A 12,852-nucleotide genomic window follows, 5' to 3' on the forward strand; every position below is an offset into this window, starting at 1 on the left:
GCTCAGAGTTCGAAGTCGACGCTCGCCCGCGCCGACACGAGCGGCTTGACGATGTCGACGGCCTTCAGGTGCTCGGGGTGCACCTGGTAGGTCTCGAGGCCCTCGAGGTCGTCGTAGTCGGCGACCAGGCAGATGTCCCAGTTCTTGTCCGCGTAGGCGACGTTCGGGCCGATCGAGAACGTCTTGATCTCGGGGATGATGGCCGGCAGAGGGGCGAGCGCGGCCTGAATCGCGGCGGCAGCGGCCACCCGACCTTCCTCGTCTTCTGCGGCGAGCTTCCATGCGACGACGTGACGGATCATGCGGACTCCTCGAGTTCGGTGGTGAGTGCGGTGCGCAGGCGTTCGGGATCGACGCGCCAGATCGTGTGCACCCGACCGTTGACGAGCACCACGGGGATCTCCTCGACGTACTCGTCGAAGAGCTCGGGGTCGTCGAGGATCGACTTCTCGTCGAACACGACCACGGCAGAACCCTCGCGGGGCGGGAACGTCGCCAGGACGTCTCCGACCACCTCGCGGGCGTCGTCGCAGAGGTGACAGCCCGGCTTCGAGAGCAGGGTTACGTGGATGGCGGGCACCCATTCACCCTAGACCCCGGGCGCCGCCCGGCACCCGGGATGGGTACCATGAGAGAACCCATGGCGAATACCGAGCTCCCCTCCCACGGCGACCCCGCGTCGCCCGCAGGAGGACGACCTGTCATCGCCTTCTTCGATGTCGACAACACGCTTCTGCGCGGTGCGAGCATCTGGCATGTGGCCATCGGCGCATGGCGCCGGGGCATGCTCTCGCCCCGCGACATCTGGCGGTTCTTCTGGCAGCAGCGCCACTTCATCAAGGTGGGCGAGAACATGGGCCACCTCAGCGACATCAAAGAGAAGGCCCTGCTTCTGATCGCGGGCAAGACCCAAGCGGAGATCCGCTCGCTGAGCGAGGACATCTTCGATCGGCGCATCAGCCAGCGACTCTGGCCCGAGACGGTTGCGCTCACCAAAGAGCACCTCGCTATGGGTCACCAGGTCTGGATCGTGTCGGCCACCGCCAGCGAGGTCGCCGACGTGTTCGCCCACCGCCTGGGCCTCACCGGCGCACTCGGAACGCGCTTCGAGTCGAAAGACGGCGTCTACACGGGTGTTCTCGAGGGGCCCGTCATGCATGCGCAAGACAAGGCAGACGCATCCATCGCCCTCGCCACCGGCATGGGCGTCGATCCTGCCGAGTGCTGGGCCTACTCCGACTCGAGCAACGACATCCCGCTGCTCACGTTCGTGGGCAATCCGGTCGTGGTGAACCCCGACCACGCGCTGAACGCGCACGCGGTGAAGCACGACTGGCCGGTCATGCGCCTGAACCCGTCGAGCATCAAAGAGGCACGCAAGCGCGTTCGCCGAGAGGCCCGCCGAGCCCGCTGACCGGCATCCGCGCCCGTCCGGCGCATGCGCGCCCGGTCGTCCATCAGCGGATGCGCCGAACGGGCGCGCATACGGCCGTTCCCTGAGCCTGTCGAAGGGCGCATCCGGGCACAGCAAAAGCGCCAGACCTCAGGCCTGGCGCTTCGGCTCCATCGGCAGCGCTCGGCGCTGCGCGACGTGCTACTTCTTGTTGCGGCGCTGGTGACGTGTCTTGCGAAGCAGCTTGCGGTGCTTCTTCTTCGCCATACGCTTGCGACGCTTCTTGATTACTGAACCCACAGGGACCTCACGATTTTGGGCTTCGCTGCGCAGGTCGCAGCGGAAGAGAATTTTTGCCTCGGAGCAGTCTACAAGGACGAACGCCGAACGACTAATGCGCCCAGAACCGCTCCCGTTCCCTGAGCCTGTCGAAGGGATCAGCCGCCTAGGCTGGCAGCATGGTTCGCGACTTCGACATCCCCCAGCAGCGCTCGCTCGTCACAGAACTGCCCGGCCCCAATTCGGTCGCCCTGCAGCAGCGGCGGGAGCGCTCCGTCTCGCGCGGCGCCGGCACCCTCGCGAACATCTACATGGACCGCGGCGCCGGAGCGATCCTCGTCGACGTCGACGGCAACCAGCTGATCGATCTCGGGTGCGGAATCGGTGTCACCACGATCGGCCACGCGCATCCGGATGTCGCCGCAGCCGCCGCCGCGCAGGCCGGCAAGCTGACCCACACCCTTTTCACCGTCACCCCCTACGAGAACTACGTGCGGGTGGCCGAGAAGCTGGCGGAGATCACTCCTGGCGACTTCGAGAAGCACTCGATCCTCGTGAACTCGGGCGCCGAGGCTGTGGAGAATGCGGTGAAGATCGCCCGCAAGTTCACCGGTCGGCGCGCGATCGTGAGCCTCGACCACGCGTTCCACGGCCGCACCAACCTCACGATGGCCATGACCTACCGCCCCTGGCCCGAGCGCGCCGGCATGGGGCCGTTCCCCGGCGAGGTCTACAGCGTTCCCACGAGCTACCCGTTCCGCGACGGGCTCTCCGGACCTGAGGCCGCTGAGAAGACCATCGACTACATCACGACCCACATCGGCGCGTCCGAGATCGCCGCGTTCTTCGTGGAGCCGATCCAGGGCGACGGCGGCGTGGTCATTCCGGCACCCGGGTACTTCGCCCGCATCGCCGAGTTCTGCCGCGAGAACGGCATCGTCTTCGTCGCCGACGAGATCCAGGCCGGCATCGCCCGCACCGGAACCTGGTACTCGATCGAGCACCACGACGGCGTGATCCCCGACCTCATCACCACGGCCAAGGGCATCGCGGGCGGGTTCCCTCTCGCCGCGGTCACGGGTCGCGCAGAGATCATGGATGCCGTGCAGCCCGGCGGCATCGGCGGTACGTTCGGCGGCAACCCGGTCTCGACCGCGGCCGCCCTCGAAGTGTTCGACATCATCGAGCGCGAGGGCCTGCTGGCCGAGGCGCAGCGGGTCGAGGCGTCGCTCAGGGCGCGCATCGGCGACTGGGCCGAGAAGTTCGACGTGGTCGGCGAAGTTCGCGGCAAGGGAGCCATGTTCGGCGTCGAGCTCGTGAAGCCGGGCACCCGAGAGCCCAACCCCGAGGCGCTCACCGCCATCCTGAAGTACGCCACCACGCACGGCGTGATCGTGCTGGATGCGGGCAGCTGGGACTCGGTGCTGCGCATCATGCCGAGTGTGGTCATCAGCGACGAGCTCATCGACGACGCGGCGACGGTCCTCGAAGAGGCCCTGGCCCTGCTCTAGCCCTGCCGCATCCGCGCCTGTTCGGTCGATCCGCGCCCGGACGTCTGGCAGCGGACGCGCCCAGAAGGCGCGGACACACGTCGTTTCCTCTCCTCCGCACGCGGTCCGTTCCGCGGTTGTCCACATATCCTGCTCCGGATGCCATGGTGCGGCTTCAGCGTCGCAGGCTGGCATGCATGACCCGGAGCAACACGACCCGCCTCGTTATCGCCCGTGAGTTCGAGCGACTCGGAGGCGATCGCCACGCCCTTGCTCGTGCGCACACATCCGGCCGCGCGGTCAGACTTCGGCGAGGTGTCTACGCATCAGCCGCCGAGTGGACGAACCTCGAGGATCTCGACCGCTACCTCCTGCGCATACGCGCTGCCGCGGAGACTCGCCGCGAGCGGCCGGTGCTGTCGCACTGGTCTGCAGCCGCGCTGTGGGGAATCCCGATCATCGGCCGGTGGCCAAGCGACGTGCACCGAGTGATCGATCGCACTTCCGGTGGACGGTCGAAGAACGGAATCGTCGCCCATGTTACCGAGATGGCTTCGGTCGACGTCGTCGAGATCGACGGTCTCCTCGTGACGTCGTTCGCGCGAACAATCGTCGACCTGGCCACCGTGAGCTCGGCCATGTCGGGAGTCGCGGGCGCGGACTACGCCCCCGCCGAGTCGGCGGGACGGGTGAACATGTATCTCGCAGGCTTCCCTGAGCCTCGGCTTCAGACTCCCTTCTACGACGTAGACGGATTCATCGGTGAACCCGACTACGACTTCGAGGGCTATGACCATCTGGGCGAAGTCGATGGCAGGTTCAAGTACTTCAAACCCGAATTCCTCCACGGCCGTGAGCCAGGCGACGTGATCTACGAGGAGAAGATCCGCGAAGACAGGTTCAAAGCACTTCCCAAGAAGGTCACGCGCTGGGACTGGGCGGTGTGCATCAGCGTCCCGAAGATGCGAGCCCGGCTCATGCGCGACGGCCTGCCCGTCGTCGACCCGAATCGCCGGTGGCGACGCTGAACATCCGCGCCCCATAGGTGCGTTCGCTTCCGATCGTCCGGCGGCGGATGCGCCTATCGGGCGCGGACCTGGCGCAAACGGGCGGGCGGCTACGCCGTGTCTGCCGCGTGCTGCGTGAGGGCCTCGGCGACCGCGGTCTCGGGCACGCGGAAGCTGCGGCCGAAGCGGATTGCCGGCATCTCGCCCGAGTGCACCATGCGGTAGACGGTCATCTTCGAGACGCGCATCATGTCGGCGACTTCGGCGACCGTAAGGAAGCGCACATCGGGCAGGTCTGAACCGGCCATGCTTCCCCCTAGTGCCGAGTATCCGCGAGTCACAGGAGTGACGAACGAGACTCCGTGATGATTCGTAACTCTAGGGGGTGCACCGGATGCGGGGCAACCGGGTACGAGGCCCTACTTTCGCAGCCGCGACACCAGCTTGCTCGCGTTGGCCTGCAGGTCTTCGACCACGCTGCGCGCCTGGTGGCTCGACGTCGCGACCGTGCGCCCGACGTTGCGGGCGAACTCCGAGGCCGCACCCGCGGCATCCGGAGCCTGTGCGCCGGAGGCGGCGTCGGAGGCGGCGCCTGTGGCGGTGTCGGCCCACTCGGCGTCGTCGTCTTTGACCGAGCCGTCGAAGTCGGCCGAGAGGAACGGGATCACCCAGTCCTCCACGTCTTCGAGCGGCGACGCGTCGAGCTTGTAGTAGCGGTGCTGGCCCTCCTCGCGAACGGCGACGAGGCCCGCGTCGCGCAGCACCTTGAGGTGCTTCGACACCGTGGGCTGGCTGAGGTCGAGCGCGTGCACGAGTTCCGACACGCTCGACTCGCCCGCGTGGGGAGTCGCCTCGACGGCATCGGCGGCCGCATAGCGCTCGAGCAGCAACTCGAGCAGGTGGCGCCTCGTGGGGTCAGCGATCACGGAGAAGATGTCGGCCATGGCACAAGGCTAGTCAGTAGACGCCCGATTGCTCCCCAGCCACAAGGCTTGGCGCGCCGACCGGGTTCCTCTCCGGAGTACCATGGCGGGAATTCATTCGGCCGACCGAGCACCTGTCGGCCATGTCGACGAAGGACGCACGATGCGCATACCCGCACCCACGCGACGCTCCGTCTACGCCAGCCGCACGCCGATCGGCCGCCTGCGCGACATGATCGACGAGTTCTCCGAGCAGTCCCCCTCGAGGTTCGCGATCCTCATCTTCACGGCGATGATCCTCATCTTCACGGTGCTCTTCTCGCTTCCGATCTCGCAGGCGAAGGGCGCGGTCACCCCTCTCGCCGACGCGCTCTTCACCGCCGTCTCGGTGATCTGCGTCACCGGGCTCTCTACCGTCGACATGGCCACGCACTGGTCTGTCGTCGGCCACATCTTCATCTACATCGGCGTGCAGATCGGCGCCCTGGGCGTGCTCACCCTCGCCTCCATCCTGGGCCTCGCCGTGTCGCGCAAGCTCGGTCTCAAGAGCCGCCTCATGGCGGCGGGCGACACCAACCCCATGCGGATGCGCCACGGCGCCGTGTCGGAGGGCCAGGCCGTGCGGCTGGGCGAGATCGGCGGGCTGCTGGCCACCGTCGCGGTGAGCTCCCTCGTGATCCAGCTCGTGATCGCCCTGCTCCTCATCCCCCGCATGATCGTCGACGGCGTCGCGCTCGCGCCGGCCATCACCGACAGCTTCTACTACTCGGCAATGGCCTTCACGAACACCGGGTTCTCCCCCAACGCCGAGGGACTCACGCCGTTCGAGAACGACTACTGGTTCCTCAGCATCCTCATGCTCGGCGTGGTCATGGGCAGCATCGGATTCCCCGTGATCTACGTACTGTCGCGCAACATCAAGAAGCCGCTGCGCTGGTCGCTGCACGTCAAGCTCACGCTCCTGACATCGCTGATCCTCATCGTCGCCGGGGCAGTGCTCTACATCATTCTCGAGTTCGACAATCCCAAGACGTACGGCGACCTCAACGCCGGCGACACGATCTTCCAGTCGCTCTTCCTCTCCGTCATGACTCGCTCGGGCGGCTTCTCCACCGTTCCCATAGACGAGCTCAACGGCTCGAGCCTGCTGGTCACCGACATGCTCATGTTCATCGGGGGCGGCTCGGCGTCGACGGCCGGTGGCATCAAGGTCACGACGCTGGCCGTTCTGTTCCTCGCCGCCTTCGCCGAGGCCCGCGGAAACGAGTCGATGGAGGCGTTCGGTCGACGCATTCCCGGCGACGTGCTCCGACTCGGCGTGAGCGTCGTGCTGTGGGGGGCGACCACGGTGGCCGTCGCGTCGATCATCATCTTGCAGATCACCAAGGCGCCCCTCGACTTCGTGCTCTTCGACGTCATATCGGCCTTCGCGACATCCGGTCTGTCGACCGGACTCACCGCGTCCCTTCCCGATTCCGGCGTCTACGTGCTGGCCGCCACGATGTTCATGGGCCGCGTTGGTACAGTGACACTCGCCGCCGCGCTGGCAGCGAGCCAGCGGCGGCAGCTGTTCAGACGACCCGAAGAGAGGCCCATCGTTGGTTGATCGCATCAAGCACGACGCCCCCGTACTCGTGATCGGCCTCGGACGGTTCGGTGCCGCGACGGCAGGGCAGCTCGACCGCCTCGGCCGCGAGGTCCTGGCCATCGACATGAGCGACCAGCTCGTGCAGAAGTGGTCGGAGCGCATCACCCACACGGTGCAGGCCGACGCCAAGAACATCGATGCGCTGCGCCAGATCGGTGCGGCCGAGTTCTCGATCGCTGTCGTCGCCGTGGGCTCCTCCATCGAGGCGAGCGTGCTCATCACCGCCAACCTCGTCGACCTGAAGGTTCCGCAGATCTGGGCCAAGGCCATCTCGAAGTCGCACGGAAAGATCCTCGAGCGCATCGGCGCCAACCACGTGATCTACCCCGAGGCCGAGGCCGGCGAACGCGTAGCCCACCTCGTCTCCGGCCGCATGCTCGACTTCATCGAGTTCGACGACGACTTCGCCCTGGTCAAGATGTACCCGCCCAAGCCGATCCGAGGAAAGAACCTCACCGAGTCGGGCGTTCGCAGCCGCCACAACATCACCGTCGTCGGCGTAAAGTCCCCGGGCAAGCCGTTCACCTACGCCACCGAGAAGACCGTCGTCACCGACCACGACATCATCATCGTGTCGGGCACCTCGAGCGACATCGAGAAGTTCTCGGCCCTCGAGTAGCAGCTGGCCTGTTGCCCGGGGCGACGGATGTTGCCGGTCGTCCGGCAACGTTCGTCGCGCCGGGCAACAGACGGCGGCTCAGGCCACCGGGCGTGACTCCGAGCTCGCGCGAACCTGTTGTGCCCGCCTCGAGACCGCCGGCAGAAAGGCCGACGCCCAGACCACGTAGCCCCGGTCGTTGGGGTGGAAGAGGTCGCCGGCCGCCTGATAGACGGCGCGCACGATTCCCTGACGCTTCGTCACCGCATACAGCGGCGCGACGGTCAGGCCGTGCCGGGCGGCGGTGGCGCGCACGATGCGATTCGCGACCGCGACCAGACGCTCCCGCTGCGGAATATGGAAGCAGGGCAGGTCGGCGACGATGGTCGACGGCGGCAGCTGCGCGTAGACCTCTTCGAGCTCGCGCGTGAAGCGCTCCTTCTCGAAGCTGTTGATGTCGTTCGCGCCGATCGACACGGTGAGCAGGTCGGGTTGGGCGTCGCGCAGCAGCGTGGCCAGCTTCGGCATCTGGATGGCGATCGCCTCGCGCAGGCGGGCGCCCGCAACGCTGAGATTGACGATGCGAACGGTGCGCCCCGTCTCCGCCGCGAAGCGGTCGGCCACGATCTGCACGTAGCCGCGGTTGGGCTTGGACGCTCCGATGCCCTGGGCTGCGGAGTCCCCGATCACGACGTAGAGCAGCTCGCCGGCCTTCTTCTGGCGGGCCCTCCAGAACGCCGAGTTGACCGGAATCGTGAGGTTGATGCGAGCGGCCTCGGCCTCGCGATGGCGGGCGATCAGACTGATCGGCCAGAGGGAGAGAAGGTTCACGCTGAAACGCTACGCCCGTTGCCTGAGCGTGTCGAAGGGGTTGATGAAAGCACGTCGCGTCTTGTCGGGTTCCCTTCGACAGGCTCAGGGAACGGGAGAGGAGGACCCTTCGACAGGCTCAGGGAACAGGAGAGGAGGACCCTTCGACAGGCTCAGGGAACGGGGGTCAGCCGGCGGCGAGCTCCTTGGCGCGGGCGAGGGCCGCATCCGTCGCCCGGGTGAAGAGGTCGTCGACTCCCCCGTCCTGCAGCACCGCGATGGCGCGCTCCGTGGTTCCGTTCGGGCTCGTCACCTGCCGGCGCAGCTCCGTCGGCGTCGACTCCGACGCGGCGAGCAGCCGCGAAGCGCCCAGGAAGGTTCCGTTCACGAGAACGGCCGCCTCCTCCGGAGTGAACCCCTTCTGCACGGCAACCGCGGTGAGCTGCTCGATGAGGAAGAACACGTACGCCGGACCCGACCCCGAGATCGTGCTCAATGCATCCAGCTTCTCTTCGGGAACGACCACGACCTCGCCGACCGTCTCGAACACCCGGGTGACCAGGGCGAGCTGCTCCGACGTCGAGCGCGTGCCCGCCGACAACCCGGTGACCGCGCTGCCCACGATCGCGGGCGTGTTCGGCATCGACCTCAGCACGGCCACGCTCTCGGGCAGGCGCTGCTCGAACGTGGCGACGGTCACGCCGGCCGCCACGCTCACGACGATCGCGCCCGGCTCGAGCGCATCCGCGATCTCGTCGAGCAGCGCGGGCACCATGGGCGGCTTCACCGCCACCAGAACAATGGATGCCCCGGCCACGGCCAGGCGGTTGGCCTCGGGCTCGTCGTCGGTCGCCCAGGCCGTGACCGCGTCGACGTCGTCGAATTCTGCGGCACGAGCGGCCGATCGGTTCGTCACGCGGATTCCGCCGGAGACCTCGACCGTGGGCGCGAGCAGGCCGGAGAGGATGGCGCGGCCCATCGATCCGGCGCCGAGGATGGCGATGGCGGGCAGGGAGACGGGAGAGGTGTCGGTCACCCGTCCATCCTAGGATTGGGGTTCGACGGGGAAGCCGCCATCGGGCCACACACAGCGCGCAGAGGTCACACACATGAGCACATCCGGAGGCAGCAAGGCGATCCTGGCTGCTTTGGCGGCCAACATCGGCATCGCCCTCACCAAGTTCATCGCGTTCCTCTTCTCCGGGTCGTCGTCGATGCTCGCCGAGAGCGTGCACTCCGCCGCCGACTCCGGCAACCAGCTGCTGTTGCTGCTCGGCGGCCGCAAGTCGCGCAAGCAGGCCGACCGAGCGCATCCGTTCGGCTACGGCCGCGAGCGCTACGTCTACGCCTTCGTCGTGTCGATCATCCTGTTCTCGGTGGGTGGAGTCTTCGCCCTCTACGAGGGAATAGAGAAGGTCAACGATCCGCATCCGCTCGAGGTGTGGTGGCTTCCGCTGCTCGTGCTGGCCATCGCCATCGGGCTCGAGGGCTTCTCGCTGCGCACGGCCATCGGCGAGTCGAACCACACGCGCGGCTCGCAGAGCTGGCTGCAGTTCATCCGCCGCGCGAAGGCGCCGGAGCTGCCGGTCGTGCTGCTCGAAGACACGGCCGCCCTGCTGGGTCTCGTCTTCGCGTTCGCCGGTGTGGGCCTCACCGTGCTCACCGGAAACGGCATCTGGGACGGCATCGGAACGATCTTCATCGGCGCGCTGCTCGTGCTCGTCGCCATCATTCTCGGCATCGAGACGAAGAGCCTGCTCGTGGGCGAGGGCGCCACCGACGAAGACCTGGCCGCGATCGAGAACGCCATCACGTCGAGCCCCGAGGTCGAGCACCTCGTGCACCTGAAGACGATGTACCTCGGGCCCGACGAGATGCTCGTCGGCGCCAAGATCACGTTGCCAGACGTGATGACGCTCACCGACATCGCCCTCGCCATCAACGCGGTCGAGGCGCGCATCCGCGAGGCCGTGCCGATCGCCCGCGTCATCTACCTGGAGCCCGACGTGTACGTGCCGAGTGTGGACGAAGCCGTCGCAGACTCGGCCGACACGCCCGCCACGCCTCCGCGCTGATCGAGTAGGCCGCCAGCGGCCGTATCGAGATCCGTCACGGTGATCTCGATACGCCGGGTCCTTCGTCGCGGCTACTCCTGTGCAGGTGGGCTTTCGATCGGGCGAGCCGACGGATGCCGGGGCATCGTCGGCGGTGAGAGAACTGGACGATGACGGTGCAGTTCTATCCCGAGATCGCGGCTGGCATGAATCCGACGAAGAGCTGAGTTCCTCGTATTACAGGGCGTTTTGCACCTCTCACGGCAAGTCGCGGAGGAATTGCCGGCGTGTCTTCAATTCGTCCTGTTGAACGAGTCGTCCTGTTGAACGCGGCCACCGGCTAGCGGGGCGCGCGGAAGAAGGTTGTGAGGGCCGTCGCGCAGGCATCGGCCTCGACGCCCGCCCACACCTCCACCGTGTGGTTGAGGCGGCGGTCCCGCAGCACGTCGTAGACGGAGCCGACCGCGCCGGCCTTCTCGTCCCACGCGCCGAACACCACGGTGGGCACACGCGCGGCCAGGATCGCCCCGGCGCACATCACGCACGGTTCGAGGGTGACGATGAGCGTGCACCCCTCGAGCCGCCAGTCGCCCGTCTGCTCGGCGGCCGCCCGCAGCGCAAGCACCTCGGCGTGCGCGGTAGGGTCGTGCCGCAACTCGCGCTCGTTGCGGCCGCGCCCGATGACCCGGCCCGAGGCATGCAGAACCAGGGCCGACACGGGAACGTCGCCCGACGCCTCGGCGAGCCGGGCGTCTGCGAGCAGCTCGCGCATGCGCTCGCCGAACGCGGCAGGCCATGGATGCGCGGGGCCCGGTCGTTCCGACATGCCGCCAGTCCCCTTCCGCTCCAGTAGATTGAGCCTATGCGAGTTCACGTTGCCGACCACCCGCTCATCACGCACAAGCTCACCGTGCTGCGAGACAAGTCGACGCCGGCACCCACGTTCCGGGCGCTCACCGAAGAGCTCGTCACCCTGCTCGCCTACGAGGCCACCCGCGAGGTGCGCACCGAGGTCGTCACGATCCAGACGCCGGTAGCCGAGACCCAGGGCCTCGCGATCTCCGAGCCGCGGCCCCTCATCGTTCCGATCCTCCGCGCGGGGCTCGGCATGCTCGAGGGCATGGTCAAGCTCATCCCCAGCGCGGAGGTCGGATTCCTCGGCATGGTGCGCAACGAGGAGACGCTTGAGCCCACCACCTACGCCGAGCGCCTGCCCGACGACCTGAGCGACCGGCAGTGCTTCGTGCTCGACCCGATGCTGGCCACGGGAGGGTCGCTCGGAGCGGCCATCGAGTTCCTCTTCGCCCGCGGAGCCGTCGACGTGACCGCGATCTGCCTGCTCGGGGCGCCCGAGGGAGTCGCCGCGCTCGAGAAGGCCACCGAGGGCCGCGAGGTGCACCTCGTGCTCGGAGCGATGGACGAGCGCCTCAACGAGAAGGGCTACATCGTTCCGGGCCTGGGAGACGCGGGCGACCGCCTCTACGGCCTCGTCTGATCGGGCGCGGGGCGATCTGATCCACCCCGCGTCAAAAAAATGCTTGACATGCGGAGTCATAATCCGCTTAGCTTTCGTTCATGACTGACAACGCGCTCGCCCTTACCTCCTTTGAGGCATTGGGGACTGCTGGCATGATGATGCCCAGCAGCGCTGTCATGTGTTGCCGAATGTGTGCCTGACCAGACACTGCGCCTGACATCTCAGGTTCGCTGGGTTCCGAGGTCTGCGTCTCTTCCGTCACGTTAGAGACCTCCGAATCCCCCGCCTGGTTCTGAACAACAGAACCGTCTGCGGTCTCCGGCTTTCCCGCCGCACCATTCGCACAACCCGCCCACGGGCATCCGTTTCTTCGCCGTATCCGGCCGGATGACCAGGGCACCTCATCGAAGGATCTCCCCTATGTCTCTCGCACACCTCGACACCCGTCCCTCCGCCCCCGTCGCCTCGATCGGCCGCCCCGAGCAGTTCGCCGCCGAATCGACGCCGACCCGCCTTCGCGCCGTTCCCACGGGCACCGAAGCACGCGGATTCGTTCTCTACGTCGGAATCGACGAAGACAAGGCCGCAGCCGATGGCACCGACCTCTCTGAGATCGTCGCCCAGCTGCGTGCCCTCGCCGCACAGCTCTCGCCCTCCTCCGAGACCTACGCCGCCGTCGCTCTGGCGCCGCGCGGCGCCGGCGGACGCGACGTCGACGTGGTGCGGCTCGCCCTGCAAGACCCCGCGGCCCTGGCCAAGCACCGCCACGCACCCGAAGATGAGGACCGCGCCCGCGACGGCGTCGTCATCGACCTGTCGCGCAAGCGCGTGCTGCTCGACAACGATGCCGCCAATCTCACGTACAAGGAGTTCGAGCTGCTGCAGTACCTCGTTCTGCGCGAGGGCCGCACCATCGACCGCGCCGAACTCATCGCGTCCCTGTGGTCGGCAGACGACAGCGACATTCCGAACGAGCGCACCATCGACGTGCACGTGCGTCGCCTGCGCGCCAAGCTCGGCGACTACGAAGACATCGTGCGCACGGTGCGTGGCGCCGGCTACCGCTTCGATCGCCACGCCGACGTCTCGGTGCAGCACACGTCGACGCCGTCGCCCGACCTGTTCTAGGCCGATAGCAGGCCGGCCCGCGATGCGCCCCCGGTCGCTTTGTTC

16 protein-coding genes are annotated in these 12,852 nt (G+C 67.3%); 8 read left to right on the forward strand and 8 right to left on the reverse strand.

Annotation, left to right across the window (positions count from 1 at the left end; translation table 11 throughout):
- Positions 1–2: 2 nt before the first annotated feature.
- Both ASF06_RS02460 and ASF06_RS02465 read right to left on the reverse strand, forming a co-directional pair.
- Positions 3–302: a Dabb family protein gene (locus ASF06_RS02460; RefSeq protein WP_055924685.1), complete on the reverse strand. Its 300-nt coding sequence runs from the start codon at positions 300–302 to the stop codon at positions 3–5.
- A complete protein-coding gene (locus ASF06_RS02465) occupies positions 299–580 on the reverse strand; it encodes a glutaredoxin family protein (RefSeq protein ID WP_055924688.1) in 282 nt (93 codons plus the stop codon). Before ASF06_RS02465 ends, ASF06_RS02460 begins: the two co-directional genes overlap by 4 nt.
- Before the next feature lie 60 nt (positions 581–640).
- Here ASF06_RS02465 and ASF06_RS02470 point away from each other — a divergent pair, with 60 nt between their 5' ends.
- On the forward strand, positions 641–1,414 hold the full coding sequence (locus ASF06_RS02470) for an HAD family hydrolase (RefSeq protein ID WP_055942875.1): 774 nt from the start codon (positions 641–643) through the stop codon (positions 1,412–1,414).
- A 180-nt stretch (positions 1,415–1,594) separates the two neighbouring features.
- Here the strand turns inward: ASF06_RS02470 and ASF06_RS19040 are convergent, their stop codons facing one another.
- Entirely contained in the window at positions 1,595–1,693 is a 99-nt protein-coding gene (locus ASF06_RS19040) for a 30S ribosomal protein bS22 (protein WP_003792170.1), read from the reverse strand.
- A gap of 158 nt (positions 1,694–1,851) precedes the next feature.
- On the opposite strand from ASF06_RS19040, the gene gabT reads away from it, so the two are divergent.
- Positions 1,852–3,183, forward strand: a complete 1,332-nt coding sequence (gabT, locus tag ASF06_RS02475; RefSeq protein WP_055924693.1) for a 4-aminobutyrate--2-oxoglutarate transaminase — start codon at positions 1,852–1,854, stop codon at positions 3,181–3,183.
- Between the two features lie 176 nt (positions 3,184–3,359).
- Positions 3,360–4,190: a type IV toxin-antitoxin system AbiEi family antitoxin domain-containing protein gene (locus ASF06_RS02480; RefSeq protein WP_157439044.1), complete on the forward strand. Its 831-nt coding sequence runs from the start codon at positions 3,360–3,362 to the stop codon at positions 4,188–4,190.
- An 89-nt stretch (positions 4,191–4,279) separates the two neighbouring features.
- Here the strand turns inward: ASF06_RS02480 and ASF06_RS02485 are convergent, their stop codons facing one another.
- Positions 4,280–4,477, reverse strand: a complete 198-nt coding sequence (locus ASF06_RS02485) for a helix-turn-helix domain-containing protein (RefSeq protein WP_044442490.1) — start codon at positions 4,475–4,477, stop codon at positions 4,280–4,282.
- A gap of 111 nt (positions 4,478–4,588) precedes the next feature.
- Complete coding sequence (locus ASF06_RS02490) at positions 4,589–5,113, reverse strand: ArsR/SmtB family transcription factor (RefSeq protein WP_055942880.1); 525 nt, start codon at positions 5,111–5,113, stop codon at positions 4,589–4,591.
- A 142-nt stretch (positions 5,114–5,255) separates the two neighbouring features.
- On the opposite strand from ASF06_RS02490, the gene ASF06_RS02495 reads away from it, so the two are divergent.
- Both ASF06_RS02495 and ASF06_RS02500 read left to right on the forward strand, forming a co-directional pair.
- Positions 5,256–6,698, forward strand: a complete 1,443-nt coding sequence (locus ASF06_RS02495; protein ID WP_055942886.1) for a TrkH family potassium uptake protein — start codon at positions 5,256–5,258, stop codon at positions 6,696–6,698.
- Entirely contained in the window at positions 6,691–7,359 is a 669-nt protein-coding gene (locus ASF06_RS02500; RefSeq protein WP_055924706.1) for a potassium channel family protein, read from the forward strand. Before ASF06_RS02495 ends, ASF06_RS02500 begins: the two co-directional genes overlap by 8 nt.
- 78 nt (positions 7,360–7,437) lie before the next feature.
- Here ASF06_RS02500 and ASF06_RS02505 read toward each other — a convergent pair whose 3' ends face one another.
- Positions 7,438–8,169 carry an SGNH/GDSL hydrolase family protein gene (locus ASF06_RS02505; protein WP_055942889.1) on the reverse strand — a complete coding sequence of 244 codons (732 nt, stop codon included), beginning with the start codon at positions 8,167–8,169 and terminating at the stop codon, positions 7,438–7,440.
- 166 nt (positions 8,170–8,335) lie between these two features.
- Complete coding sequence (proC, locus tag ASF06_RS02510; protein WP_082500652.1) at positions 8,336–9,184, reverse strand: pyrroline-5-carboxylate reductase; 849 nt, start codon at positions 9,182–9,184, stop codon at positions 8,336–8,338.
- Positions 9,185–9,257: 73 nt separating this feature from the next.
- Between proC and ASF06_RS02515 the strand changes: the two genes are divergently transcribed.
- Positions 9,258–10,223: a cation diffusion facilitator family transporter gene (locus ASF06_RS02515; RefSeq protein ID WP_055942893.1), complete on the forward strand. Its 966-nt coding sequence runs from the start codon at positions 9,258–9,260 to the stop codon at positions 10,221–10,223.
- 319 nt (positions 10,224–10,542) lie between these two features.
- Here ASF06_RS02515 and tadA read toward each other — a convergent pair whose 3' ends face one another.
- A complete protein-coding gene (gene tadA, locus ASF06_RS02520; protein WP_082500709.1) occupies positions 10,543–10,974 on the reverse strand; it encodes a tRNA adenosine(34) deaminase TadA in 432 nt (143 codons plus the stop codon).
- Between the two features lie 90 nt (positions 10,975–11,064).
- Between tadA and upp the strand changes: the two genes are divergently transcribed.
- Together upp and ASF06_RS02530 are read left to right on the forward strand one after the other, a co-directional pair.
- Positions 11,065–11,697 (forward strand): uracil phosphoribosyltransferase, encoded by a 633-nt coding sequence (upp, locus tag ASF06_RS02525; RefSeq protein WP_055942898.1) that lies wholly within the window; start codon positions 11,065–11,067, stop codon positions 11,695–11,697.
- Positions 11,698–12,099: 402 nt separating this feature from the next.
- A complete protein-coding gene (locus ASF06_RS02530; protein ID WP_055924720.1) occupies positions 12,100–12,807 on the forward strand; it encodes a winged helix-turn-helix domain-containing protein in 708 nt (235 codons plus the stop codon).
- The last annotated feature ends 45 nt before the right edge of the window (positions 12,808–12,852 follow it).

The sequence above is a fragment of the Agreia sp. Leaf244 genome (assembly GCF_001422695.1).
Taxonomy (GTDB): domain Bacteria; phylum Actinomycetota; class Actinomycetes; order Actinomycetales; family Microbacteriaceae; genus Agreia.